Raw genomic sequence first — 25,069 nt, forward strand, 5'->3', positions numbered from 1 at the left:
GGTCATCGTGAGCGATCAATTTCGCGTGCTCTCACCGGAAGCCAGCGAGCTGCAGCCCATTTTGAACGGTCTGTTCGGTGAATATGCCGCCCGCTATGGCGATTACTTTTCTCGCGACGCTGAAGTGGAACTGACCGAATGGTATCTGGCGCCGCAGGGACTTTTTGTGGTACTGGAGCGCCGCGGCGAAATTATCGCCACCGGGGCTTACAAACCTTACGATAAAGATACCGCCGAGATTAAGCGCATCTGGACAAAAAGCAGCCTGCGTCAGCAGGGGCTGGCGGCGCGCGTGGTGCAGGAACTGGAACGTAGAGCGCTGCTCGCAGGCTACAGCCGGATTTATCTGACCACGGGATTTCGCCAGCCGGAGGCCGTCAGACTTTATTTAAGCCAGGGCTACGATCCGCAATTTGATACGACGCGCGATCCCGAAGAGTACAGTCTGCCGCCGTTTGATGGACGGCTGCGCTTTACCAAACTGCTGACTATTGCCGGTCAGGCCAGAATCGCCTGAGGAGAGAAAATGAAAACGACAGATAGCATTAGAGTCGTACCGGCACGTTATCCCATGCGTACCGTAGGCGCGGTCATTGCCTTATTTGCCCTTGCGGTAATTCTCCAGTCCGTGGCGTTTAATCCGCGCTGGGAATGGAGCGTGTTTGCCCGCTGGTTCTTTGATCCGGTTATCTTGTCCGGCCTCGGGCAAACGCTGTTACTGACGCTGATCGGGACGCTGTTGAGTATTGTCATCGGCGGTCTGCTGGCGTTGGCGCGGCTTTCATCTTCCTGGCTGTTGAACGGTCTGGCATGGGGATACATCTGGCTGTTTCGTTCGTTACCGCTGATTGTGGTGCTGATCGTTTTGTACAACTTCTCCTATCTGTACGACACGTTGACGATTGGTATTCCGTTTACTCCCATTCAGTGGGGAAGTTTTGAGACCATCAATGTACTCGGTCAGTTTTCCACTGCGGTGGTTGGCCTGACGCTGGTGCAAAGCGCCTATACCGCTGAAATTATTCGGGGTGGATTTTTAGGGGTCGATCACGGTCAGTACGAGGCAGCGGCAGCACTGGGTTTACCGGCAGGGCGACGTACGCTGCGGATTATTCTGCCGCAGGCGCTGCGCACCATTTTGCCTGCTGGATTCAATGAAATCATCAGCCTGGCGAAAGGGACGGCGATGGTATATGTGCTGGCAATGCCGGAGCTGTTCTACACCATCCAGATGATATATAACCGCACGCAGGAAGTGATCCCGCTGCTGATGGTGGGTGCGGTGTGGTATCTGGTGATCACCAGCGTCCTGTCGTTAATTCAGCACCTGGTTGAACGTGCGTTGGCACGCAGCGAACGACGTTCAGCGATCAACACAACCCGGGTGACGCGTGCAGAAAAACGCAGTCGTCAACATCCACAGCAGGAGGCCGTCCATGTCCCACTCGCCTGAAGGCCATATTTCTATTACCGGCGTTAGCAAATACTTTGGTCGCCACAAAGCGCTGGATAATGTGTCGCTGGAGATCCCTCCCGGTACGGTAACGGTTATTCTTGGCCCGTCCGGTTCAGGGAAATCCACACTCTTGCGGACCATCAACCATCTGGAACGCGTCGATGAGGGGTTTATTCAAATCGATGGCGATTACATTGGCTATCGTCGGCAGGGAGACAAGCTGTATGAGCTGAAAGAGGCGGAAATTTTGCGCCAGCGTGTTAACGTCGGCTATGTGTTCCAGAACTTTAATCTGTTCCCGCACTTAACGGTTCTGGAGAATCTGATTGAAGCGCCCATTGCGCACGGACTGGCAACGCGTAAAACCGCCACCGAGCGGGCATTAACTCTGCTTGATGCGGTAGGGTTACGGAATAAAGCCGATGCCTGGTCGCGTCACTTATCCGGAGGTCAGCAGCAGCGTATCGCTATTGCCCGTGCGCTGGCGTTAAATCCGCGTGTCATGCTGTTTGATGAGCCTACATCTGCACTGGATCCTGAACTGGTCGGTGAAGTACTGGATGTCATTAAAGCGCTGGCGAAGTCGGGAACCACGCTGGTTGTGGTAACGCATGAGATTGGCTTCGCCCGGGAAGTGGCGGATCAGGTGGTGTTTATGGTCGATGGCAAAATCATCGAGCAGGGCAGCAGCGAGCAAGTGCTGAATCATCCACGCCACACGCGCACTCAGCAGTTTTTGTCGAAAGTGCTTTGAGACACATTGCGGCACAAGGCTGTGCCGCACAGAGGTTACAGAGTGACGACGATTTTGCCTACCTGGCCGTTGGCTTCCATGTATTGATGTGCTTCGACGATATCATCAAAGGCAAAGGTTTTATCAATCAGCGGCTTGAGCTGGCCAGACTGCAATCCTTCAAAGATAAACCGTTTCGCCCGCGCAAGTTTTTCTGCGTCCGAGGTGATTTCGAAAATCTCATAGCCGCGGAAGGTCAGATGGCGACCGAGTATCTCAATGACCGGGATAGAAAGGTCACGTGAATCAAGCGAACCATACTGGAAAAAGAGCCCACCGGCTGGCATCACTTGGGCAATTCTTGCCACCGCTGGGCCACCGACCGGATCGAACACCACGCGGGTTCCTTTACCCTCAGTAATCCGCTGAATCTCGGTCACCAGATCCTGCTCCTGGCTTGCAATAACCTCTGCCGCGCCCAGTTGCAGCAACTGATCACGTTTCTCACTGGTCCGTGTCATCGCAATCGGTTTTGCTCCCCGCATGTTAGCAATCTGAATTGCCGCCAGTCCGACGCTGCTGGAAGCAGCATTGATCAGCACGTTATCACCGGGCTTAATATCCGCATATTCAACCAGCGCACCGAAAGCGGTCACATACATCATCCAGCTGGCAGCAGCCTCGGTAAAGCTCAGGTTTTGTGGATGCTTTACGATCGCGTGAGCGGGGGCATTAACGACTTCACCATACATTCCATATTGATGAAAGCTGAATGCCGGGATGACGCTAACGTAATCGCCAGGTGCAAACTCACGTACGTTGTCTCCCACTGATTCAATGATTCCGGCAGCTTCATAACCCAGTCGCGCCGGGAAATTAGGTTGGTAAATATACTGTCCGGTGCGGTACATAACTTCCGCACGGTTGATACCAATAGCCCGCACGCGGATCTGAACCTCATTTGCATCAGGCGCGCAAACCTGCATCTCCTGAATCTTCAGGACTTCAGCGCCACCAATTTGATTAAAAACTACGACCTTAGACATAGCAGACCTCAGTAAATTGTTCTGTATTGGGTCTGCACAATTTAACGACTCAGATGAGAGTGAAAAACCACTGTTGCGGAACTTCACTATTACTTATTTTGTAATAATCCCTGAATCCGTGGTTTTTGTTGGCTAAAAAGTTCGCATAACCAGTCAATGAATACCCGAACCCGAGGGGCGAGATGACGTCTGTCCGGGTAAAGCACCGAAACTGGTTTTGATTCTCCGGTATAATCGGCCAGCACCTCAACAAGCTGGCCTGACTGAAGATAGGGGGCAAGGACAGCATGAACGCCACGTATAATGCCGAGTCCAGATAAGCAGCCGGTCAACAGAATATCGGAGTTATCAACGCTTATCCGCCCTGCGGGGGTGAACGATTCGGTTTTACCTTTATTGACGAAGGTCCACTCCAGCGCTTCGCGGTGACGCTCGCTGAAAAAGTTAAGTGCCTGGTGTCGGGATAAATCCTCTGGCGTCTGCGGTACGCCATGTTGTTGCAAATAATCCGGTGACGCACAGGTCACCATCTTTACTTCACCGAGTCGCCTGGATATCAGGGAAGAGTCTTGTAACTCGCCGATACGGATCATGCAGTCGATACCTTCGGCAAGCATATCGATTCTACGGTCGGTGGAGGTGAGCACCATCTCGATGTCAGGATACCGCGACTGGAAATCTTTCAGCGCAGGAACTAACACGGAGTGCGCCAGCGACAGAGGTGCATTAACCCTGAGTTTTCCGCGTGGCGGGCGAGTTGGCGAGAAAGAAGCCATGATGTCATCAACGTCACTGAGCAGTATTTTTGTGCGTTGGTAAAAAGCATCACCTTCTTCTGTCAGACTCACTTTACGAGTCGTGCGGTTAAGCAACTTTGCCCCCAGATCGTCTTCAAGATGTTGGATAGCTTTGGTGACCGCAGGGCGGTGCAGGTGTAACACATCTGCGGCTCTGGCAAATCCACCTTGCTCAACAACCTGTACAAAAATGTTCATGTATTCAAACATACTGGAACGCATTGCTTATTCTCCCCCGGTATTCGACCATTGTTATTATGAAAGTAATAATCATGTCTGCATAGGTTGCCGAATGCTGCTCTACACTTAGTGTTTTAACGTTGGGGGTTGCAGCATGATTAAGGTCTATGGGGTACCGGGCTGGGGATCGGCCATCAGTGAAGTGATGCTCACACTGGCGGAGATCCCTTACAGCTTTATTGATGTGGACGGTTTTGACAGCGATGGTCCTTCGCGGGAGTTGCTTAAAACAATGAATCCGCTATGCCAGGTGCCCACGATGGTACTGGAAAATGGCAGCGTGATGACGGAAACGGCGGCGATCGCGCTGATGATCCTCGATCGTCGCCCTGAACTTTCACCCCCCGTTGGACATGCCGAACGCCAGCAGTTTCAGCGTCTGCTGATATGGTTGGTGGCAAATGTCTATCCCACGTTTACCTATGCCGATTATCCTGACCGATGGGTACCGGACGCCCCGGCGCAGTTGAAAAAGAACTGTATTGAGTACCGTAAATCCCTCTATATGTGGCTGAACAACCAGCTAAGCGCCGAGCCGTACGCATTCGGGGATCAGCTAACACTGCTGGACATTTACATTGCCGTTATGCGCACCTGGGGACCAGGGCATGACTGGTTTCAGGACAACACACCGAATATTAGCGCCATCGCCGATGCGGTTTGTCAGCATCCGAGGCTGCGTACCGTACTGAAAAGCAATAAGATTATTTGAGTAAAAAACGCTGTTCCGCAGGAGTGCAAATCCCGGAACAGCGGACGAACTATCGCCATAAGTTTTAAATTACGCAATAGAAGGGGTGAGCGTAATACGATCCAACGGACCCACGATAAACAGATAGGAAACCAGGCCGATCAGCCCCATCGAGCCGACATACAGGATGGCGTAATCAAAGGACTGGGTATTCGCCAGAATGACGCCGATCACCAGTGGTGTGATGATACTGGCCATATTGCCGCACATATTGAATACGCCTCCTGCAATGCCAAGCACTTCTTTTGGTGAGGTATCGCTGAGAACGCACCATCCCAGATTGCCAAAGCCTTTGGCGAAGAACGCCAGACTCATCGCGGCGATAACCACAAATTCTGACGATGTGTAATTCGCGATAACGATGACGCAGGAAAGCAACATCCCACAGATAACCGGCAGCTTACGGGCAATTGTCAGGCTGTAGCCGCGTTTTAAAAGCCAGTCGGAGAAAACGCCGCCCAACAATCCACCGATAAAACCGGCAATGGCAGGGATACTGGCGACAAATCCTACTTTAAGGATCGACATGCCTTTAGCCTGATACAGATAGGTAGGAAACCAGGTCAGGAAAAACCAGGTGATTGACGTCACGCAGAACTGTCCGATATATACGCCAATCATCATGCGGTTGACGCAGACGCTTTTAATTTGCGCAAAGGTAATCTTCTGTGGTTCTTTTTTATTACCCAGCGACGGTTCACCACCGCCTTCCCGAATATAGTCAATTTCCTGCTGGTTCACCTTTGGATGATGCATAGGGTCTCTGACTTTGACCAACCAGAAGATGCCAAGAATAACGCCTATTGCCCCAATGTAATAAAACACAAAGTGCCAACTGAGATTATGCAAAATAATCGTCATTAGCGGCGTAATAATCCCTAACGAGATATATTGCGCGGCCTGATAGACAGAGGTAACAAAGCCCCGTTCGTTATTAGGAAACCACTGCACGCTTAATCGGCTATTGGCCGGAAAGGCCGGAGCTTCAATCGCACCCATCAGTAATCGTAAGATAATCAATACGACAAGCGGGCTGGCGTACAGATAAATGGTGCCCTGAAACATAGTCACCAGCGACCAACCAATCAGTGCGCAGCCGTATACCAGACGCGAGCCATAGCGATCCAGCAGCCAGCCGCCGGGTAGTTGCATAATGACATAAGAAATACCGAAGGCAGAAAAGGCCAGCCCCATTGCTTCAGGATCAAAACCTAATTCTTTGCTCATAATCGGCGCCACGACGGATAACGTCGCGCGATCAGCGTAATTAAATACGGTCGCAAGAAACAGAAATATCAGAATGCCGTAACGCACTTTTGTACGCTTTATTATTGTGTTCATCACCCACTCCTTTCATAAGGTTGAGAGCGTTTTTGTAGGGGAGGATGGCGGGTATTGCTTACCCGCCAAATTAATTAAGGACGTTTGCCAAACTCGCAGGTTAATTGCGTCCAGCGGCGCGCCTGCTCGCTGATGCTGAAGCCCAGACCGTGACGATCGGAAACCCACATCCGGCCATCGCGCAGCTCAAGTTGTTCGTTAAATAACGGGTTCAGCCATTCAAAATGCTCCAGCCATGGCTCAAGCGGATAAGCGGCGGACAGATGCAGGTGAACTTCCATAGCGAAGTGTGGAGCCAACTTGCGACCATGTTTAGCCGCCAGGTCCATAATTTTCAGGAACGGTGAAATCCCTCCCACACGCGGTGCATCGGGCTGCACAAAATCGCTGGCATTGCCGAGGATCAGCTGTTCATGTTCGCGGAAGCTGGTCAGCATTTCACCGGTGGCAATCGGGGTATCAAGCGCGGCGGCCAGTTGGGCGTGGCCTTCAACATCGTAGGCGTCCAGCGGCTCTTCAATCCAGATTAGATTAAACTGCTCCATTTTACGTCCCATACGGATGGCGGTTTCCCGATCCCACTGCTGATTGGCATCGACCATTAGCGGGAAGTCATCCCCCAGCGCTTCACGCACCGCGGTTAAGCGGCGAATATCCTCGGCGCAGTTTGGCTGACCAACCTTGAGTTTGATACCACCAATGCCGTTTTCACGGGAAATAACCACGTTTTTTAGCACCTGATCCAGCGGCGTATGCAGGAATCCGCCGGAGGTGTTGTAGCACTGCACGGAGTCCCGATGCGCGCCAAGCAGTTTTGCCAGCGGCAATCCTGCACGCTTGGCTTTCATATCCCATAATGCGATATCGATAGGGGAGATGGCTTGTACCGCCATGCCGCTGCGCCCCACGGAAGCGCCAGCCCACAGCAGCTTGGTGTAGATCTTGTCAATATCGTTTGGATCTTCGCCTAACAGGTTATCGGCAATTTCTTTGGCATGCGCATAGATTCCCTGGCCGCCAGCCCGCTTGGAGTAACTAAATCCCACGCCTTCAAACCCGTCGCGGCTGCGGATCTCGGCGATGATTATGGCGACTTCAGTTAGCGGTTTCTGGCGACCGGTGAGCACTTTGGCATCGCTCACGGGTGTTGCCAGAGGAAGGAAAGCCAGAGACAGTTTTACCCATTCAATACGGTCACCGGTTTCTGCTGCGGTTTTAGCGTTAGCCGATTTGGCATAGGTCACGGCATCGGAATTGGCACTTAAAGACATATTGTTCTCTCCTGGTGATAACAAATGATTGCGCTATCATTTTTAATGTTAGCGCAATCACTGTGCCAGCGAATTGACTGCGATTTGAACAATTGCTCACAAATTCAGAGAGAGAAGGGTGGTAAATTATAAACGACGTCACATTCCAGTACTTTATGGAGAAATGCACAAATCATTGTGATTGCGCTATCATTTTGAGTAGCGATAATTAACTAAGCTGCTGTTTTCCCTGCGTTATCACTGAGCAACGCTGGCAATAGCCAAAATCATGATGAATAATGCCAGGATAAATCAGCGATTTTTGACAAGGGCATCGACAGTGAAAAATCCCAAACCACCGCGCGCTCCCACGCTGGAAGATGTTGCCCGTACCGCGGGATTGTCACCCATGACGGTGAGCAGGGCGTTGAATACCCCGCAGCTGGTGCGCCCGAAAACGGTTGAAAAAGTGATGCAGGCGGTGCGCGCCACCGGCTATATTCCCAACGCACTGGCTGGGGGACTGGCGTCGCGTCGCAGCAAGCTTATCGCCGTGGTTATTCCGCAAATTAACAACAATATGTTTGTCGATACCATCCAGTCATTAAGTGATGAACTGGCAGAACGCGGATACCACATTTTGCTCTGCGTGTCGGGTTATACGCCGCAAACAGAGGCGGAGCTGGTGGCGACGCTGCTTTCTCGTCGCCCGGATGGTGTAGTACTCACCGGTATTCATCATACCGCTGAGCTGAAAAAAGTGATTCTTAATGCGGCCATCCCGGTCGTGGAAATCTGGGATTTAACCCCAACACCCATCGATATGCTGGTCGGTTTTTCGCATGAAAAGGTCGGGCAAGCGGTGGCAGACTATCTGCTGAATAAAGGCTATCGACGTCCGGGGTTGTTATGGACTGCCGATCGCCGGGCAGGCCAGCGTAAACAAGGACTGTGCGATGCGTTGAGTCGTCATGGTATTGCGGCTGACGCACAGGTGGACGTCCCGCTACCGGCCTCTCTGGCATTGGGACGCACTGGATTAACGCAGCTATTGGCGGAGCGCGAGTTTGATGTCATTGTCTGTAGCTCAGATACGCTAGCCCAGGGGGCGATCATGGAGGCCGAAAGTCGCGGTATACGCGTGCCGCAAGAGTTGGCGGTAATCGGTTTTGGCGATCTGGATTTTGCTGCCAGCAATCGGCCCGCCATCACCACCGTCAGCGTCGACAGACGGGCCATCGGGCAACGTGCTGCCTCACTGCTTGCCGATCGTATCGAACAAATTCCGCGTGAAGACGATATTATTGATGTCGGTTTTCATCTGGTAGAACGAGAGTCCGCATAAGTTACCTGCAACCCAAAACAATAAGGAATCTGCTATGCCGCACGTTGATATTAAATGTTTTCCTCGCTCTCTTACCGACGAACAGAAAACCGCCCTGGCGGCGGATATTACCGAGGTTATTATTCGTCATTTGCAAAGCAAAGACAGTTCAGTCAGCGTGGCGCTCAATGAAGTTGAGCCAGAGGCGTGGCAGGCCGTGTGGGATAAGGAAATTGTGCCGCAGATGGCGAGATTAATTAAAAAACCTGGCTACAGTATGTAAGAAAAAACGGGCGGATTTCCGCCCGTTTTCGTTGTGCTTATGGCGTAACGATGTTGAACCAGAATTCGAATTTATCCATATAGCCGAGCATGGCATCAAGCTTGGCGCCGTCACCGGTTATCTTCACGTCACCGCTGTCTTGTGCCTGTTTCAGCGTCACTTCCTTGAGGATGATTTTGTTCAGCGTATCGCGATTAAGCGTGATCGTAGCATCGGCATCTTTCGCTTCGGCATTGGCGGTATGGTTCAGGACGCCATTCTCTAGCTCAAGCTTATATTTACCGCCATCACTGCCAAGATCGATGTTAAACACCGACTTCGCATCACCCGCTTTTTGTCCGTTAATATGCACTGCCAGATAATCGAAGAACATTTCCGGCGTCATAGCACGAACGGTATCCGGGCTGGCGGTATTCGGGGTTGGGCCTTTGACCACGCCGTTACGCAGCTCTTGCGCGCCGGTCAGGTAGAAGTTACGCCACGGGCCGGATTCAGCCTGATAACCCAGTTGCTCAAGCGCATCTGCTTCCAGATTACGTGCGGCCTGGTTATTTGGATCGGCAAACACGACTTTGCTTACCACCTGTGCCACCCAGCGGTAGTTGCCCTGGTCATAGTCGGCTTTTGCTTTCTGCAAAATGGCGTCCGCACCACCCATGTAGTCGACAAATTTCTTCGCAGACTCTTCCGGCGGCAGCTCATCCAGCGTTGCCGGGTTGCCGTCAAACCAGCCGAGATAGAGCACATAGGTCGCTTTAACGTCATGGCTCACGGAGCCATAGTAACCGCGGTTAGCCCAGGTATGTGCCAGTGAGTCCGGCAGTTTAAAGTTGGCAGCGATTTCATCGCGGGTCAGACCTTCGTTAGCCATGCGTAGCGTCTGGTCGTTGATATAACGATACAGATCGCGCTGACTTTTCAGCAGGCTGACCACCTTGTCATTACCCCAGGTTGGCCAGTGGTGCTGCGCCATCAGCACTTCGGCTTTATCACCCCAGCGCACAATCGCTTCGTTGATGTATTTGGACCACGGCAGCGGCTCACGAATTTTGGCTCCGCGCAGGGAGTAGGTGTTGTGCAGGGTGTGGGTAACATCTTCTGCGGATTCAATCAGTTTCTTCTCTTCGATGTACCACAGCATTTCCGATGGTGCTTCGGAACCCGGAGCCAGCATGAAGTCATAGGTCAGGCCATCGATGACCTCTTTTTGTCCATCTTTCTCAATGATATTTGTTGGCGCAATCAGGGTAACGGTTCCCGCGGAGGTCGTGGTTCCCAGTCCCGCGCCGACCTGGCCTTTGGCATCAGGTTTGAGTAGGTTGCCGTACATGTAGCTCGCGCGGCGGCTCATGACGTTACCGGCCATGATATTCTCAGCGACCGCGGCTTCCATAAAGCCGGCTGGCGCATAAACTTTCACTTTGCCTGCTTTCACGTCGGCTTCATCGACAACACCGCGTACGCCGCCGTAATGGTCAACGTGGCTGTGGGTATAAATTACCGCGACAACCGGTTTTTGACCGCGGTTTTTAAAGTAAAGATCCATCCCGACTTTGGCCGTTTCTGCCGAGACCAGCGGGTCAACAACGGTGATGCCTTCTTTACCTTCAATAATGGTCATGTTTGACAGATCGAGGTTACGAATCTGGTAAACGCCATCCGTTACTTCAAACAGCCCGCTGATGTTGATCAACTGAGACTGACGCCACAGGCTCGGGTTTACCGTATCCGGGGCTTTATCGCCTTCTTTGATAAACGCGTACTGCTGCGGATTCCAGATAACATTTCCCTGTTCGCCTTTGATCACTTCCTGCGGGAGTGGAGCGATAAAGCCTTTGTGGGCGTCGGTAAAGTCAGTGTTATCGGAGAAGGGCAGTTGATTGTAAAGCGCGTTGTTGGCTTGTTGCGTGGCGGCTGTAGCGTCTTTGGGGGCTTCAGCCGCCATAAGGGGAACAGAAAACGATGTGAGTAACCCAGCAAGTATAAAACTTTGTGCGATTCTATTAAGTTGCATCGTAAAACCTCTCTGACACTTCAAAAGTACAGTTGGGGGATGCTGCTTTGACGGATAGCGTTTTGATTAGGTATTTGCGTTAGTGCAAGATTAACTATAATTCACATAAATAATTCAGCAAGGAAGGGCGAGTAACTTATCTAACTGGTTTTCCAGAAGTTTTAAGAAAAAAGTTGCGGATGACAGAGCAGAGCCGCCATCCGTTAGCATACTATCATTCACCAGCAGTAATAATTTTCCCGCTGGAGACAAATGTTCCGGCCCCAAGGTGATGCAGAGTATTGAGCTTGCCATCATCAAACTGCCAGCGTCCTTCCACGAAGGCTCGCTCATCAGCGGCGGCAGAGACCACTTCCCCAAACAGGGTGTCATACTTTTCCTGTGCCGCCGTGGCTGGCAACAGGCGACACTCCATCCAGGCCAGGCATTTCGATTCTATCAGCGGTAAACCTAGCACGGGTCCTTGCACCACGGGAATGCCGTAACAGTTGAATTTATCTTCCACGCGACCGGAAACGCTGCCTACGGCCCAGGTCCAGTTGACGGCGGCGATACCCGGAATAACGATGCCGAATTTACCGCTACGTTCAATGAGATCCCGCGACCAGGCGGTCTTATCAACAACAATTGCTACCCGCGGCGGCTCGAATTCCACGGGCATTGACCATGCCGCAGCCATCACATTTCGCCGCTCGGTATGCTCATCCCGGCTGGTTATCAATATCGTTGGGCCATGATTGAGTAGCCGGCTGGCATGTTTTAATTCGATCGGACGAAAATGGCTCATGGATGCTCCTTGGCTGAGAGATAACACACCACAATAAACATAGATATTAACGGTATTAGCGATTTTGTCGCCTCACAGGAATTAACAACGCACAAAATCGACAGCGTAAAACGAAAAATACGTTATAAGTACTGCATTAATCGAACAGGAACTCCTTATGACGCCTTTTTTAACCGCTTATTTTGCCCGTATTGGCTGGTCAGGTTCGGCCAACGTCAACCTTGAAACCTTGCAAGCGCTACATCTACTGCACAACAGCGCAATTCCATTTGAAAACCTGGATGTATTACTGCCAAGAGAGATGCAGCTTGACGATTTGTCGCTGGAAGAGAAGCTGGTAACGGCGCGTCGTGGCGGTTATTGCTTTGAACAGAACGGCGTGTTTGAACGCGCGCTACGCGAAATCGGTTTTAACGTACGTAGCCTTCTCGGTCGCGTGGTACTGGCAAATCCGTCAAGCCTGCCGCCGCGCACGCATCGTCTGTTGCTGGTTGAATTGCAGGGAGAGCAGTGGATCGCCGACGTTGGTTTCGGCGGACAAACGCTGACGGCGCCGATTCGTCTGCAGGCTAACACTGAGCAGAAGACGCCACACGGCGAATATCGGCTGATTCAGGAAGGTGAAGATTGGATCCTCCAGTTCCGTCATCACGAACACTGGCAGTCAATGTATCGTTTCGATCTGGTCGTGCAGCATCAGAGCGATTATCTGATGGGCAACTTCTGGTCCGCACACTGGCCGCAATCACATTTTCGCCATCATCTGCTGATGTGCCGTCATCTGCCCGACGGCGGGAAATTAACGTTAACCAATTTTCACTTTACCCATTATCAGGATGGACATGCGGTAGAGCAGATTAATTTGCCTGATGTCGCCAGTTTGTATGCGTTGTTGCAAGAACGATTTGGACTGGGTGTGGATGACGTGAAGCATGGGTTTACCGAAGATGAGCTGGCGACGGTCATGGCGGCGTTTGATACGCATCCGGAGGCGGGGAAATAGGGGCATCGGAATTAATGCCGGATGCGGCGTCATCGCCTTATCCGGCTTTCGGGAACAATTAAAAATCTATCGCCCATTCTGCGTGAAACAGGATCACCGCCGAACCGGTAATGATGACTTTTTCCGGCTGGTTTTCACGGATAGTCACCGTCACATCAACAATCCCGTCGCGCCCGAGCGCACGGCCCTGATGTCCCTGAACACGTAACGTTTTCCCATCATGCGCCATCAGCCCATGGTGGACCAGCCACGCGCCCATTGGACCGTTGGCATTGCCGGTAACCGGGTCTTCCACAATACCAATAGCAGGTGAAAACATGCGGCCATCAGTGGCGTTTTCGCCCTCGCGGATTTGAAAAGGGAAGAAACCGTTACAGCCAATTTGCTGGCTGATAGCGGTCAAAGCCGGTAAATCAGGGGAAAGGGCGTCGAGATCCACCTCGGGCTTCAGTGGAATCATCACTTTCGAATGCCCAGTGGTGGCAACCTGAATTGGCAATCCTGCCAGCATATCGTCTTCGCTCAGGTGCAGCGCATCAATAATCGCGGCACGAACAGCGCCCTCCAGCGGAGGTTCAAAACCCGGTTCACCTTGCTCAAGGCTAATGCGATAGTCGTTCCCGGTAGCGTCAATATCCACGCGATGACATCCGGCCAGCGAGGTTTGCCAGACCGTGCAGTTACCCAGACCCAGCGCCCTGGCCCGCACGTAATGCGCGGCGACGGTAGCATGCCCACAGATAGGAACTTCGACCGTCGGGGTGAAATAGCGGATGCGAACATCGCTGTCGTCACTGGTCAGCAGAAATGCGGTTTCTGAATGACGCAGCTCGCGAGCGATGAGCTGCATCTGCGCGTCACTCAGTCCATCAGCATGTAAAACCACACCTGCTGAGTTGCCGCGAAAAGGGACCGGGGTAAAGGCATCGACGTGGTAAACCTGTGGTTTCATTAGTGTTCTCCCTGAAATGGAGAAGCATCATAACGTACAAAAAGCGGGATAGCGATGCAGGCCCGGTAAGCGCAAGCGCTACCGGGCATCAGAGTTCAATTATCGGCGGGAACGCACTATCTGATAGCGGCGAGTGAAGTACTCAAACGGCGCACTCCATACGTGGACCAGACGGGTGAACGGGAATAGCAGGAAGATAGTCATCCCCAGAACCAGGTGCACACGGAAAATCAACGCCACGCCATCCAGATGTGCAGATGCGCCGCCCTGGAAGGTCACCACTGACTGCGCCCAACCAACCAGTTTCAGCATTTCACTGCCGTCAGGATGCTGTGCGGAGAACGGGATGGTGGTTAAGCCGAGGATACACTGAATCAGCAGAACGCAAAGGATCAGAATATCAGCGGTGGAAGACGTTGCACGAATGCGCGGGTTGGTCAGACGCCGCACCAGCAAACCTGCGCCACCAACCAGCGTCAGTACGCCACAAAGCCCACCGGCAATCATCGCCATCTGTTGTTTCACCGCAATCGGCAGGAACCAGGCATACATCCAGTGCGGCGTTAGCATGCCGAACAGGTGACCGAAAAAGATCCCCAGAATGCCGATGTGGAACAGGTTTGACCACAGCACCATGCCGCGTTTGTCCAGCATCTGGCTGGAAGAGGCGCGCCAGGTGTATTGCCCGTAGTCATAGCGTAGCCAACTGCCGAGGATAAATACCGTACCGCACAGGTACGGGTAGATATCGTAAAAAAAGACGTTCAGGTACTGTATCATTTCGGGCCTCCCGCGCTGACGTCGACATACTGCGGCGCAACGTCCTGGCTAAAGCGTCGTTGATAGTTTTGTAACGGTGAACTGTCGCAGGCGGTGGCGTTATCCTCGATAAACTTCACCTGTTCCTCTTCCCACACCGCATCCAGCGCCTGACGAGTATCATCGCGGGTTTCAGCACCAACCTGCTTAGTGACACTGTCACTTGAAAGAGGGCTTCCGGCAAGCAGCAGCAGGGCGTCAAACAGTTGATACCACGGCGTATCGCGCTGTTTTAAGCGCCCGCCCAACAGAGCCAGAATCGGTGCAACGTTCTGCAGTCCTTCTTTGGCCTGGTCCTCCGGCAACACGCTCAAATACTCCAGATACAACGGCAGGTGATCCGGTAGTTCGCGGCAGTCGAGCTGTAGCCCGACCTTTTCATACTGCGCCAGCAGATCAACCATCGCCTGACCCCGGTCACGGGACTCGGCGTGCACGTGCTCAAACAGCAGCAGAGAGGTGGCCCGGCCCCGGTCAAAGATTTCGCACCATTCCGCTTGTTTATCCAGCAGTGGCGCATTGAGCAATTCCTGGCTAAATTCGGTAAGCATGGGGGCATCGCTGGCCACAAGTGCCAGCGCGTCGTCTTTATACTCCCACAGCAGCTCGTCGGGATATTCCATCAGCAGGCCGATAACCTTCAGGATTTGCATTATTCACCCTCCGCTTTATCGCGCACTTCGGTGATGTCGATTGCATCGATACGGCTACTGTTAAACAGGTTGAATTTGGTATCTGAGCCATGGCAGCCGTCACCGAAGGTAAATCCGCAGCCGTTTTTCTCCGGGAAGGCATCGCGCGCCATTTCACGGTGGCTGGTCGGGATCACAAAGCGGTCCTCATAGTTGGCGATGGCCAGATAGCGATACATCTCTTCAACCTGCTCAACGGTCAAACCTACTTCCTCAATCGCGCGGGTGTCCGTCACGCCTTCCACTGTTTGCGCACGCATATAGTGGCGCATGGCCATCATACGTTTCAGCGCGCGCAGCACCGGACCGGTATCACCCGCACTGAGCATGTTGGCGAGGTACTGAACCGGAATTCGCAGCGACTCAACCGCCGGCAAAATGTTGCCATTGTGCGGCAGTCCGCCCGCGTCGGCGACCGACTGAATCGGTGACAATGGCGGTACATACCAGACCATCGGCAGGGTGCGATATTCCGGGTGCAGCGGCAGCGCTAGCTTCCAGTCCATCGCCATTTTGTAGACTGGCGAACGTTGGGCCGCTTCGATGACGTTGTGCGGAATACCTTGTTTTAACGCCTCTTCAATGACCGCCGGATCGTGCGGATTGAGGAATACATCGCACTGACGCTCATAGAGATCGGTCTCATGCTCGGTGCTGGCCGCTTCTTCGATGCGGTCGGCGTCGTACAGCAATACGCCGAGATAACGAATACGTCCAACGCAGGTTTCCGAACATACCGTCGGCTGGCCGGACTCAATACGTGGGTAGCAGAAAATGCACTTCTCTGACTTACCGCTCTTCCAGTTAAAGTAGATTTTTTTGTACGGACAGCCGCTGATGCACAAGCGCCAGCCGCGACATTTGTCCTGGTCGATCAGCACAATGCCGTCTTCTTCACGCTTATAGATAGCACCGCTTGGGCAGGTGGCGACACAGCTTGGATTCAGGCAGTGCTCGCACAGGCGCGGTAAATACATCATGAAGGTGTTTTCGAACTGGCCGTACATCTCTTTTTGCATCTTCTCGAAGTTACGGTCGCGGGCACGTTTTGAAAATTCGCCGCCAAGCAGTTCTTCCCAGTTTGGACCCCAGATAATCTTGTCCATCCGCTTACCATCGATCAGCGAACGCGGACGCGCGGTGGGCTGATTCTTGCTTTCCGGCGCGCTATGCAGATGCTGATAATCGTAAGTAAACGGCTCATAGTAATCATCGATTTGCGGGATTACCGGGTTGGCGAAAATTTTGGTGATGACGCCCATCTTACCGCCCAGACGCGGTCTTATCTTGCCGTTAACATCGCGAACCCAGCCGCCTTGCCACTCTTCCTGATCTTCCCAGTTTTTTGGATAGCCAATCCCCGGTTTAGTCTCGACGTTGTTAAACCACGCATATTCCATCCCTTCACGCCCGGTCCAGACGTTTTTACAGGTGACGGAGCAGGTGTGGCAGCCGATGCACTTATCCAGATTAAGAACCATGCCTACCTGTGAGCGTATTTTCATTTTTTCGCCTCCTGTACCTGATCGCGACCTTCATCATCCAGCCAGTTAATATTTTTCATTTTTCTAATCATGATGAACTCATCGCGGTTAGAGCCGACCGTACCGTAATAGTTGAAGCTGTATGCCAGCTGCGCATAGCCACCTATCATGTGCGTGGGTTTCGGGCAGACGCGGGTCACCGAGTTATGGATCCCGCCGCGCATCCCGGTCACTTCTGAGCCAGGGATATTCATGATTCGCTCCTGAGCGTGATACATCATGGTCATTCCCGGTGGCACGCGTTGACTCACCACTGCACGCGCGGTGAGCGCACCGTTGGCGTTGAAGGCTTCAATCCAGTCGTTATCCTCAATGCCCAGCTCTTTGGCATCGGTCTCGCTGATCCAGACAATAGGTCCGCCGCGCGACAGCGTCAGCATCAGCAGGTTTTCGCTATAGGTGGAGTGGATCCCCCATTTCTGGTGCGGCGTCAGGAAGTTGAGCGCTTTTTCCGGGAAGCCGTTAGGCGGAACCTCGCGCATTTCACTGACGCTGCGGGTATCGATAGGTGGACGATACGCCACCAGACTTTCACCGAACGCTCGCATCCACGCGTGATCCTGATACAGCTGCTGGCGACCGGACAGAGTACGCCATGGGATCAGCTCGTGGACGTTGGTATAGCCTGCGTTATAGGAAACATGTTCACTTTCCAACCCGGACCAGGTGGGGCTGGAGATGATTTTGCGCGGCTGCGCCTGGATATCGCGAAAACGGATCTTTTCGTCTTCTTTGTTCAACGCCAGGTGCGTATGGTCGCGTCCGGTCATCGCCCCCAGCGCTTCCCAGGCTTTCACCGCCACCTGACCGTTTGTTTCCGGTGCCAGGGCGAGGATCACCTCAGAGGCATCCAGCGCGGTGTCAATCAGCGGGCGTCCTTTTGCCGGGCCTTCGCGCTTGGTGTAGTTCAGCTTGCCGAGGAAATCGACTTCCGCCTGGGTATTCCACGCAATGCCTTTCCCGCCGTTACCGAGTTTGTCCATGAGCGGGCCAAGTGAAGTAAAGCGTTCGTAGGTGGCGGGGTAGTCACGCTCCACAACGGCGATATTCGGTGCCGTTTTGCCCGGGAGGAGATCGCATTCGCCTTTGCGCCAGTCCTGAATGTCAAACGGCTGCGCCAGCTCTGCCGGAGAGTCGTGTTGCAGCGGTTGCAATACCACATCCGTTTCTTGTCCAAGGTGTCCGACGCAAACCTCAGAAAATACTTTGGCGATGCCTTTATAAATTTCCCAGTCGCTCTTCGATTCCCATGCCGGGTCGACCGCCGCAGACAACGGGTGAATAAACGGATGCATATCCGAGGTATTCATATCGTCTTTTTCATACCAGGTCGCGGTTGGCAGAACGATATCGGAGAACAAACAGGTACTGGACATACGGAAATCGAGCGTGACCAGCAGATCGAGCTTGCCCTCTATCGCCGCCGACTGCCATTCAACCTCTTCAGGTTTAATACCCTCGCTTGAACCGAGCGCTTCCCCCTGGATCCCGCTTTCGGTACCCAGCAAATATTTGAGCATGTATTCATGCCCTTTACCGGAGGAGCCGAGCAGGTTAGAGCGCCAGACGAAGAGGTTGCGCGGATGGTTTTTGCCGTTATCTGGCTGTTCGCAGGCAAAACGAATATCACCTGACTTCAGCGCCTGTGCGGTGTATTGCGCAGGAGATAGCCCTGCTTGTTCGGCTTTTGCTTTAACGGTCAAAGGGTTGAGGTTAAGCTGCGGCGCAGACGGCAGCCAGCCCATCCTTTCAGCCCGCACGTTAAAGTCAATCAAATGTCCGCTAAACTTCGACGCATCGGCCAGTGGAGAGAGGAGTTCCTGCGCGGTAAGTTTTTCATAACGCCACTGGCTGGAATGGTTGTAGAAAAACGAAGTGCTGTTCATCTGACGCGGTGGTCGGTTCCAGTCCAGCGCAAAGGCCAGCGGCAACCAACCGGTTTGCGGTCGCAGTTTCTCCTGACCCACATAGTGCGCCCAGCCGCCGCCGCTTTGTCCCACACAGCCACAGAACACCAGGATATTAATCATGCCACGGTAGTTCATATCCATGTGATACCAGTGGTTGACGCCAGCCCCGAGAATGATCATCGAACGGCCATGCGTTTTGTGCGCCGTATCGGCAAACTCACGGGCGATCTGTTCGATATGACGTCGTGGCACACCGGTAATTTGCTCGCCCCAGGCCGGGGTGTAGGCTTTCACTTCGCTGTAATCTTGCGCGCTATGAACGTCATCCAGACCACGATCGAGGCCATAATTCGCCAGCACCAGATCATAGACGCTCACCACCGGGCAACGGCTACCGTCAGCGAGGGTAAGATGTTTTACCGGTAGTTGACGGATCAGCACCGGTTCTTGTTTTACACTGCGAAAATGTGGGTTTTCGTTGCCGCCAAAATAGGGGAATGCCACGCCGGTCACTTCATCATGCTGACCAAGCAGCGAAAGAGAAAGTTCAGTTTCAGCGCCAGCCGCCAGTGGTTCCAGGTTCCATTTGCCTTTTTCCCCCCAGCGAAAACCGATAGATCCGTTCGGGACAACCAGTTCGCCAGCGCTGTTAAAGGCTACCGTTTTCCACTCTGGATTGTTGCTTTCGCCCAGACCATCGACAAGGTCTGAAGCACGCATCATGCGTCCAGGCACGTAGCTGCCATCTTCGCGGGCATCCAGTAAAACCAGCATCGGCATGTCGGTATAGCGACGACAGTAATTGAGGAAATAATCGCTGGGATTGTCGAGGTGGAACTCTTTCAGGATGACGTGGCCCATCGCCATTGCCAGCGCGCTGTCTGTTCCTTGTTTGGGTGCCAGCCACTGATCGCACAGTTTGGCGACTTCCGAGTAATCCGGCGTAATGGCAATCGTCTTGGTGCCTTTGTAGCGTACTTCTGTGAAAAAGTGCGCATCCGGGGTACGAGTCTGCGGCACGTTAGAACCCCAGGCGATGATATAGCTGGAGTTATACCAGTCGGCGGATTCAGGAACGTCGGTCTGCTCGCCCCAGGTCATCGGTGACGCGGGCGGTAAGTCGCAGTACCAGTCATAGAAACTCAGACATGTTCCGCCGATTAGCGAGAGATAGCGAGTGCCGGCGGCATAGGAAACCATCGACATCGCCGGGATCGGGGAGAAGCCGACCACGCGATCCGGGCCGTAGGTTTTCACCGTCCAGACGTTGGCGGCAGCAATCAGCTGATTAAGCTCTTTCCAGTTCGAACGGATAAATCCACCGCGCCCGCGTACCTGCTTGTAGCTCTGGCATTTTTGCGGGTCGTTCATAATGGATTCCCAGGCCAGCACCGGATCGGGCTGGCGGGAGAGGGCGTCGCGCCACAATTCGATTAAGCGTTTACGCACCAGGGGATATTTCAGGCGGTTAGCGCTATAGAGATACCACGAGTAGCTGGCGCCGCGTGGACAGCCACGGGGCTCATGATTTGGCAGGTCAGGACGAGTACGCGGGTAGTCGGTTTGCTGCGTTTCCCAGGTCACCAGCCCGTTTTTAACGTAGATCTTCCAGCTGCATGAGCCGGTACAGTTAACGCCGTGGGTAGAACGCACAATTTTGTCGAACTGCCAGCGCTGACGATAGCTGTCTTCCCAGTCCCGGTTGGTGTGCATCACTTGCCCGTGCCCCTCGGCAAACGTATCGCCCTTTTGTTTAAAGTAGCGAAAGCGGTCTAACAGTTTACTCATGACATAACTCCTGCTTCGATAATATTGCCGACGGTGAATCGAACTCCAGGCCTGATCCGACCTACCTAAATGTCCGATCCTGCGGTATCCATTTTGTTATTTTTTTTGTGATTTACGGCCATAGACCAACCAGGTCACCAGCACGCAGACGATGTAAAACACGAGGAATATTTTCATGGCACCCACCGGAGAGCCGGTCAATGCCAGCGATGAGCCAAACGCTTTAGGAATGAAGAAGCCCCCCACAGCGCCAATGGCGGAGATAAACCCCAGGGCGGCGGCGGTATCGGTTACCGCTTCCCGCTGAGCTTGCTCTTCAGTGCCACCATGCAGCTTCACCCGATAAATTGTGATTTTGCGAAAGATCACCGCAATCATCTGGAAGGTTGAACCGCTGCCCAGGCCCGCGGTCAGGAACAAGCCCATAAACACCAGGTAAAACGCGATAAAGCTACCTTCGCCCGAGCCGGGCAAAGTGAGAAACAGCAGGGCGCTGAACAGTGCCATAAAGATGAAGTTAATTAAGGTGACACGCACACCACCAAACTTGTCAGAGATAACACCGCCCGCCGATCGTGCAAGCGCGCCGATGAAGGGGCCGAAGAACGCCAGTTGCAGGATATTCACGTCGGGGAACTGGGTTTTCGCCAGCATGGCAAAGCCTGCCGAAAAACCGATAAATGAACCGAAGGTGGCGAGATACAGCAGACTTAATAACCACAGATGAAAACGCTTGAGTACCGGTAACTGGGAGGCAATTGAGGCCTTCGAGCTGGCAATGTCGTTCATTCCCATGCCCGCTGCCACGGTGGCTATCAGCAGTAACGGCACCCATATCCATGCTGCATTGGCCAGCGACAATAACGAGCCGTCAGCTTGCGGTACGCCCTGTACGCCCAAAAAGGTAAATATGGGCAGAAAGATCACCAGTGGCGCGATCAACTGCATCACGCTGACGCCGAGGTTGCCGAGACCACCGTTAACGCCTAATGCGCTACCTTGCTTCGCTTTGGGGAAGAAAAAGCTGATATTGCCCATGCTGGAGGCAAAGTTAGCGCCAGCAAAACCACACATCAGCGCAATGATTATAAATACTCCAAACGGAGTAGCGGTATTTTGCACGGCAAATCCGAGCCAGACGCAGGGAATAACCAGAATAATCGTGCTAAAAATGGTCCAGCGACGACCACCAAATATAGGTACCATAAAGGAGTAGGGTACGCGCAATATTGCACCAGAAAGAGATGGCAATGCCGTTAATAAAAACAGTTGGTCGGTGGTGAAATTAAAACCAATTTTATTCAGATTGACGGCTACGGCACTGAACAGCATCCAAACGCAAAACGCAAGAAGCAGGCAACTCACTGATATCCAGAGGTTTCTGCGCGCAATGTGCTTGCCTTTATTTTCCCAAAAGCCGGGGTTCTCTGGTTTCCAGTCAGTTAAAAGATAACGATTATTTTTCTCATTTGATGATGACATATTATTCTCCATGCACATGCCGTTCATGAAAAAGAAATAAACGCATGCAGCGCCGCGCGGCTTCTTTTTAGAAACTATTGAAAAGTTTTAGGAATATTGACTGAAAGAATAGATAAAAAAGCGCAATAACGCGGCGTGATGGGAGAATTACACGTTGCTTAAGTGTTACTAATTGTAAACATAAAAGATGTATTGTTAATCCATCTATTACATCAAATAAATAACTCCTGCGTTATCATACGATCAAGGTGACGATCGAATGCAGGATCGGCCATTTCCTCAATACCTAATATGTACATACCATCCAGGCCGCAGACTAATGCGATTAAGCGCCATGCGACGTCGGCGGCATCAGGCGCGGATGAGAACTCACCGGCTTTCTGTCCTTGTATAATGATGTTGGCGGTTTCTTCGTGCCACATTCGCATGGTCAACAGGTAGGCGCTTTTAATTTCCGGATCTTTACCCGCAACAACCTGTGCTTCACGCCATAGCTTAATATAGGGTTCCAGACCACCATCTTCACTGCCTAGCATCGCATGCAGTCGCTCACGGAAACTGGCGTCTTCGCTGACCAGTTCGGCATCAAGTAGGGTGCGGATCAGGCGCACAAATGCCTGGGATTTGAGTTCGCCGGCAGAGGCGAAATGGTGATGTACCTGGCCCGTCGCGACGTGAGCTTCTGCAGCAATGCGTCGAACCGTCATGGCGGAAAATCCTTCTTCAAGTGCGACACGCATTGCCGCCTGCAGAATTACTTCCCGACGTTCATCCCGATTTAGATAGCTCATCATTCCTCCTGTACCCGTATAGATCGCAGTCTAACAAAAAGTTGGACATATGTTCAATTTTCCGTAGGATCGCTAAAGCTGGACATGTGTCCAGTTTTGGTTTCGTTAGGGAGTTTTATGTTTCGTCAGTGGTTAACGTTAGTCATTATTGTGCTGGTCTACATCCCTGTTGCGATTGATGCAACGGTGCTGCACGTTGCCGCGCCCACGCTGAGTATGACGCTGGGTGCCAGTGGTAACGAGCTGCTGTGGATCATTGATATTTATTCCCTGGTAATGGCCGGAATGGTATTGCCAATGGGGGCGCTGGGGGATCGCATCGGCTTTAAACGTCTGCTGCTGTTAGGCGGTGGATTATTTGGTCTCGCATCGCTGGCGGCCGCTTTTGCTCATAGCGCAAGCTGGCTGATTGCCACCCGTGCGGTATTGGCGATTGGCGCGGCGATGATTGTTCCGGCAACGCTGGCGGGTATTCGCGCCACGTTCTCTGAGCAACGGCATCGAAATATGGCGCTCGGCGTCTGGGCGGCGGTCGGTTCCGGCGGTGCGGCGTTTGGCCCACTGGTTGGCGGGATGCTGCTGGAGCACTTCTACTGGGGGTCCGTATTCTTAATTAATGTGCCGATTGTCCTGGTGGTAATGGCCTTAACCGCACGCTTAGTGCCACGCCAGGCCGGACGTCGCGATCAATCGTTAAATTTTGGTCATGCGATAATGCTGATTGTTGCCATTCTGCTGTTGGTTTACAGCGCTAAAACCGCGCTGAAAGGGCATACGGCGACCGTTGCCATCGCCCTGACGCTGTTAACCGGCGCTTTACTGTTGTGGCAGTTTGTCCGTATCCAGCTTGCGGCAGCTCGCCCGATGATTGATATGCGTCTGTTCACGCATCGCATTATCTTGAGCGGTGTAGTGATGGCGATGACCGCGATGATAACGCTGGTGGGTTTTGAGTTGCTGATGGCTCAGGAACTACAGTTTGTTCACGGTTTAACACCATATCAGGCTGGATTGTTTATGCTGCCTGTGATGCTGGCAAGTGGTTTCAGCGGACCGATTGCCGGTATGTTGGTTTCACGCCTTGGATTACGTTGTGTGGCAACGGCGGGCATGGCACTGAGCGCCGTCAGTTTTTACGGCCTGGCGATGACGGATTTCAGTAGCCAACAGGTACAAGCCTGGATTTTGATGGCTTTGCTCGGTTTCAGCGCCGCCAGTGCGCTCCTGGCTTCAACGGCGGCTATCATGGCAGCAGCGCCGGCGGAAAAAGCCGCGGCCGCTGGCGCCATCGAGACAATGGCTTATGAACTGGGGGCAGGACTTGGGATCGCTATCTTTGGCTTACTGCTGAGCCGTAGCTTTTCTGCATCGATTCTGCCGCCAGCCGGACTGAATCCGCAGGAAGTAGAACGAGCCACATCGTCAATGGGGGAGGCGGTACAACTGGCGCACTCGCTCCCGTCGTCACTGAGTGAGGCATTGCTGACGGCTGCCAGAGAAGCGTTCACCTGGTCACATAGCGTGGCCTTAAGCAGCGCCGGCAGCATGCTTATCATATTAGCGATAGGAATGTGGTTCAGTCTGGCAAAGGTACAACGTTAATAACTAGTGAGCTAAATGACAGGGGTAATCCATCTCTTCGACTTCTTTCCCACTCAGTCGAGCGTATTGCCCCGTCAGTCTCCAGAACGCAGGTTGCGTTTCCGTATAGATCTCTGCCGCTAATATCAGGCGGCGGCGATCTACCTCATTAAGTTCCAGAAGTGTCCACGGAATAAAGTAGCGATCGCTGTCCGTCAACGTAAACCACAGTGGGCATCCGCAGCCGGAACAGAAGAACCGTTCACCACGGTTTGAAGAAGGAAAGTGCGAAGGTTCTGCCGATTCTGGCGACATCCGCGGGTGAGCGCTGGCTTCCAGATACATGGCGATGCCGCCTGACCATTTCTGACACAGCGTACAGTGGCAGGCATAGACATCCAGCATTTCGACGTCAACGGTAAAATGACTCTGTCCGCAAAGACAACGACCAGTGAATGTCTGCACGGCATACTCCTTATGACCGA

The 25,069-nt window shown here is 52.9% G+C and carries 22 protein-coding genes; 8 read left to right on the forward strand and 14 right to left on the reverse strand.

All coding sequences use genetic code 11. The features are described 5' to 3' along the window. Positions 1–7 precede the first annotated feature (7 nt). Genes SK38_RS05650 through SK38_RS05660 form a run of 3 tightly spaced genes read left to right on the forward strand, consistent with a single transcriptional unit; the run spans position 8 to position 2,210 of the window. Entirely contained in the window at positions 8–517 is a 510-nt protein-coding gene (locus tag SK38_RS05650) for a GNAT family N-acetyltransferase (RefSeq protein ID WP_003833076.1), read from the forward strand. 9 nt (positions 518–526) lie between these two features. Next, the gene (locus SK38_RS05655) at positions 527–1,453 is read left to right on the forward strand and encodes an amino acid ABC transporter permease (RefSeq protein WP_048235342.1); all 927 of its coding nucleotides are present in this window, start codon (positions 527–529) and stop codon (positions 1,451–1,453) included. Beyond that, a complete protein-coding gene (locus SK38_RS05660; protein WP_048235343.1) occupies positions 1,437–2,210 on the forward strand; it encodes an amino acid ABC transporter ATP-binding protein in 774 nt (257 codons plus the stop codon). The genes SK38_RS05655 and SK38_RS05660 overlap by 17 nt, the downstream gene beginning before the upstream one ends. Positions 2,211–2,245: 35 nt before the next feature. Here SK38_RS05660 and SK38_RS05665 read toward each other — a convergent pair whose 3' ends face one another. Beyond that, on the reverse strand, positions 2,246–3,235 hold the full coding sequence (locus SK38_RS05665) for a zinc-dependent alcohol dehydrogenase family protein (RefSeq protein ID WP_048235344.1): 990 nt from the start codon (positions 3,233–3,235) through the stop codon (positions 2,246–2,248). 89 nt (positions 3,236–3,324) lie between these two features. Further along, positions 3,325–4,254, reverse strand: a complete 930-nt coding sequence (locus SK38_RS05670; RefSeq protein ID WP_048235345.1) for a LysR family transcriptional regulator — start codon at positions 4,252–4,254, stop codon at positions 3,325–3,327. 112 nt (positions 4,255–4,366) lie between these two features. On the opposite strand from SK38_RS05670, the gene SK38_RS05675 reads away from it, so the two are divergent. Next, the gene (locus tag SK38_RS05675) at positions 4,367–4,984 is read left to right on the forward strand and encodes a glutathione S-transferase family protein (protein WP_048235346.1); all 618 of its coding nucleotides are present in this window, start codon (positions 4,367–4,369) and stop codon (positions 4,982–4,984) included. Positions 4,985–5,053: 69 nt separating this feature from the next. Here SK38_RS05675 and SK38_RS05680 read toward each other — a convergent pair whose 3' ends face one another. Together SK38_RS05680 and SK38_RS05685 are read right to left on the reverse strand one after the other, a co-directional pair. Further along, a complete protein-coding gene (locus SK38_RS05680; RefSeq protein ID WP_048235347.1) occupies positions 5,054–6,364 on the reverse strand; it encodes an MFS transporter in 1,311 nt (436 codons plus the stop codon). Positions 6,365–6,438: 74 nt separating this feature from the next. Next, positions 6,439–7,635: an L-talarate/galactarate dehydratase gene (locus tag SK38_RS05685; protein WP_032943493.1), complete on the reverse strand. Its 1,197-nt coding sequence runs from the start codon at positions 7,633–7,635 to the stop codon at positions 6,439–6,441. A 319-nt stretch (positions 7,636–7,954) separates the two neighbouring features. On the opposite strand from SK38_RS05685, the gene SK38_RS05690 reads away from it, so the two are divergent. Together SK38_RS05690 and pptA are read left to right on the forward strand one after the other, a co-directional pair. Then, the gene (locus SK38_RS05690; RefSeq protein ID WP_162623432.1) at positions 7,955–8,959 is read left to right on the forward strand and encodes a LacI family DNA-binding transcriptional regulator; all 1,005 of its coding nucleotides are present in this window, start codon (positions 7,955–7,957) and stop codon (positions 8,957–8,959) included. Between the two features lie 34 nt (positions 8,960–8,993). Further along, positions 8,994–9,221, forward strand: coding sequence for a tautomerase PptA (gene pptA, locus SK38_RS05695; RefSeq protein WP_032943490.1), 228 nt, complete (start codon positions 8,994–8,996; stop codon positions 9,219–9,221). 37 nt (positions 9,222–9,258) lie between these two features. Here pptA and SK38_RS05700 read toward each other — a convergent pair whose 3' ends face one another. After that, a complete protein-coding gene (locus SK38_RS05700; protein ID WP_048214172.1) occupies positions 9,259–11,235 on the reverse strand; it encodes an alkyl/aryl-sulfatase in 1,977 nt (658 codons plus the stop codon). Positions 11,236–11,449: 214 nt separating this feature from the next. Continuing rightward, positions 11,450–12,022 (reverse strand): flavin reductase family protein, encoded by a 573-nt coding sequence (locus SK38_RS05705; protein WP_048235349.1) that lies wholly within the window; start codon positions 12,020–12,022, stop codon positions 11,450–11,452. A 157-nt stretch (positions 12,023–12,179) separates the two neighbouring features. Here SK38_RS05705 and nhoA point away from each other — a divergent pair, with 157 nt between their 5' ends. Then, the gene (gene nhoA, locus SK38_RS05710; protein WP_048235350.1) at positions 12,180–13,025 is read left to right on the forward strand and encodes an N-hydroxyarylamine O-acetyltransferase; all 846 of its coding nucleotides are present in this window, start codon (positions 12,180–12,182) and stop codon (positions 13,023–13,025) included. 58 nt (positions 13,026–13,083) lie between these two features. Here nhoA and SK38_RS05715 read toward each other — a convergent pair whose 3' ends face one another. The 7 genes from SK38_RS05715 to SK38_RS05745 form a co-directional block, all read right to left on the reverse strand. Further along, positions 13,084–13,977 carry a PhzF family isomerase gene (locus SK38_RS05715; RefSeq protein WP_048235351.1) on the reverse strand — a complete coding sequence of 298 codons (894 nt, stop codon included), beginning with the start codon at positions 13,975–13,977 and terminating at the stop codon, positions 13,084–13,086. A gap of 99 nt (positions 13,978–14,076) precedes the next feature. Next, on the reverse strand, positions 14,077–14,757 hold the full coding sequence (narI, locus tag SK38_RS05720; protein ID WP_003833047.1) for a respiratory nitrate reductase subunit gamma: 681 nt from the start codon (positions 14,755–14,757) through the stop codon (positions 14,077–14,079). Beyond that, positions 14,754–15,449, reverse strand: coding sequence for a nitrate reductase molybdenum cofactor assembly chaperone (gene narW, locus SK38_RS05725; protein WP_048235352.1), 696 nt, complete (start codon positions 15,447–15,449; stop codon positions 14,754–14,756). The genes narI and narW overlap by 4 nt, the downstream gene beginning before the upstream one ends. Further along, positions 15,449–16,993, reverse strand: a complete 1,545-nt coding sequence (gene narH, locus SK38_RS05730) for a nitrate reductase subunit beta (RefSeq protein ID WP_008784807.1) — start codon at positions 16,991–16,993, stop codon at positions 15,449–15,451. The genes narW and narH overlap by 1 nt, the downstream gene beginning before the upstream one ends. After that, the gene (locus SK38_RS05735; protein ID WP_008784806.1) at positions 16,990–20,730 is read right to left on the reverse strand and encodes a nitrate reductase subunit alpha; all 3,741 of its coding nucleotides are present in this window, start codon (positions 20,728–20,730) and stop codon (positions 16,990–16,992) included. The genes narH and SK38_RS05735 overlap by 4 nt, the downstream gene beginning before the upstream one ends. A gap of 96 nt (positions 20,731–20,826) precedes the next feature. Further along, positions 20,827–22,212, reverse strand: coding sequence for a NarK family nitrate/nitrite MFS transporter (locus SK38_RS05740; protein WP_008784805.1), 1,386 nt, complete (start codon positions 22,210–22,212; stop codon positions 20,827–20,829). A 212-nt stretch (positions 22,213–22,424) separates the two neighbouring features. After that, positions 22,425–23,003, reverse strand: a complete 579-nt coding sequence (locus tag SK38_RS05745) for a TetR family transcriptional regulator (protein ID WP_048235353.1) — start codon at positions 23,001–23,003, stop codon at positions 22,425–22,427. A 117-nt stretch (positions 23,004–23,120) separates the two neighbouring features. Here SK38_RS05745 and SK38_RS05750 point away from each other — a divergent pair, with 117 nt between their 5' ends. Further along, on the forward strand, positions 23,121–24,605 hold the full coding sequence (locus tag SK38_RS05750; protein WP_008784803.1) for an MFS transporter: 1,485 nt from the start codon (positions 23,121–23,123) through the stop codon (positions 24,603–24,605). Positions 24,606–24,608: 3 nt separating this feature from the next. Here the strand turns inward: SK38_RS05750 and SK38_RS05755 are convergent, their stop codons facing one another. Beyond that, a complete protein-coding gene (locus tag SK38_RS05755) occupies positions 24,609–25,049 on the reverse strand; it encodes a GFA family protein (RefSeq protein WP_048235354.1) in 441 nt (146 codons plus the stop codon). Positions 25,050–25,069 lie beyond the last annotated feature (20 nt).

Origin of the sequence: Citrobacter sp. MGH110 (assembly GCF_001037515.1) — a bacterium.
In the GTDB taxonomy this organism is placed as follows: domain Bacteria; phylum Pseudomonadota; class Gammaproteobacteria; order Enterobacterales; family Enterobacteriaceae; genus Citrobacter; species Citrobacter portucalensis.

Coding starts and splice junctions, on each gene's coding strand:
- SK38_RS05655 (WP_048235342.1), top strand. CDS start 527: ATGAAAACGACAGATAGCATTAGAGTCGTACCGGCACGTTATCCCATG.
- SK38_RS05660 (WP_048235343.1), top strand. CDS start 1,437: ATGTCCCACTCGCCTGAAGGCCATATTTCTATTACCGGCGTTAGCAAA.
- SK38_RS05665 (WP_048235344.1), bottom strand. CDS start 3,235: ATGTCTAAGGTCGTAGTTTTTAATCAAATTGGTGGCGCTGAAGTCCTG.
- SK38_RS05670 (WP_048235345.1), bottom strand. CDS start 4,254: ATGCGTTCCAGTATGTTTGAATACATGAACATTTTTGTACAGGTTGTT.
- SK38_RS05675 (WP_048235346.1), top strand. CDS start 4,367: ATGATTAAGGTCTATGGGGTACCGGGCTGGGGATCGGCCATCAGTGAA.
- SK38_RS05680 (WP_048235347.1), bottom strand. CDS start 6,364: ATGAACACAATAATAAAGCGTACAAAAGTGCGTTACGGCATTCTGATA.
- SK38_RS05685 (WP_032943493.1), bottom strand. CDS start 7,635: ATGTCTTTAAGTGCCAATTCCGATGCCGTGACCTATGCCAAATCGGCT.
- pptA (WP_032943490.1), top strand. CDS start 8,994: ATGCCGCACGTTGATATTAAATGTTTTCCTCGCTCTCTTACCGACGAA.
- SK38_RS05700 (WP_048214172.1), bottom strand. CDS start 11,235: ATGCAACTTAATAGAATCGCACAAAGTTTTATACTTGCTGGGTTACTC.
- SK38_RS05705 (WP_048235349.1), bottom strand. CDS start 12,022: ATGAGCCATTTTCGTCCGATCGAATTAAAACATGCCAGCCGGCTACTC.
- nhoA (WP_048235350.1), top strand. CDS start 12,180: ATGACGCCTTTTTTAACCGCTTATTTTGCCCGTATTGGCTGGTCAGGT.
- SK38_RS05715 (WP_048235351.1), bottom strand. CDS start 13,977: ATGAAACCACAGGTTTACCACGTCGATGCCTTTACCCCGGTCCCTTTT.
- narI (WP_003833047.1), bottom strand. CDS start 14,757: ATGATACAGTACCTGAACGTCTTTTTTTACGATATCTACCCGTACCTG.
- narW (WP_048235352.1), bottom strand. CDS start 15,449: ATGCAAATCCTGAAGGTTATCGGCCTGCTGATGGAATATCCCGACGAG.
- narH (WP_008784807.1), bottom strand. CDS start 16,993: ATGAAAATACGCTCACAGGTAGGCATGGTTCTTAATCTGGATAAGTGC.
- SK38_RS05735 (WP_008784806.1), bottom strand. CDS start 20,730: ATGAGTAAACTGTTAGACCGCTTTCGCTACTTTAAACAAAAGGGCGAT.
- SK38_RS05740 (WP_008784805.1), bottom strand. CDS start 22,212: ATGTCATCATCAAATGAGAAAAATAATCGTTATCTTTTAACTGACTGG.
- SK38_RS05745 (WP_048235353.1), bottom strand. CDS start 23,003: ATGAGCTATCTAAATCGGGATGAACGTCGGGAAGTAATTCTGCAGGCG.
- SK38_RS05750 (WP_008784803.1), top strand. CDS start 23,121: ATGTTTCGTCAGTGGTTAACGTTAGTCATTATTGTGCTGGTCTACATC.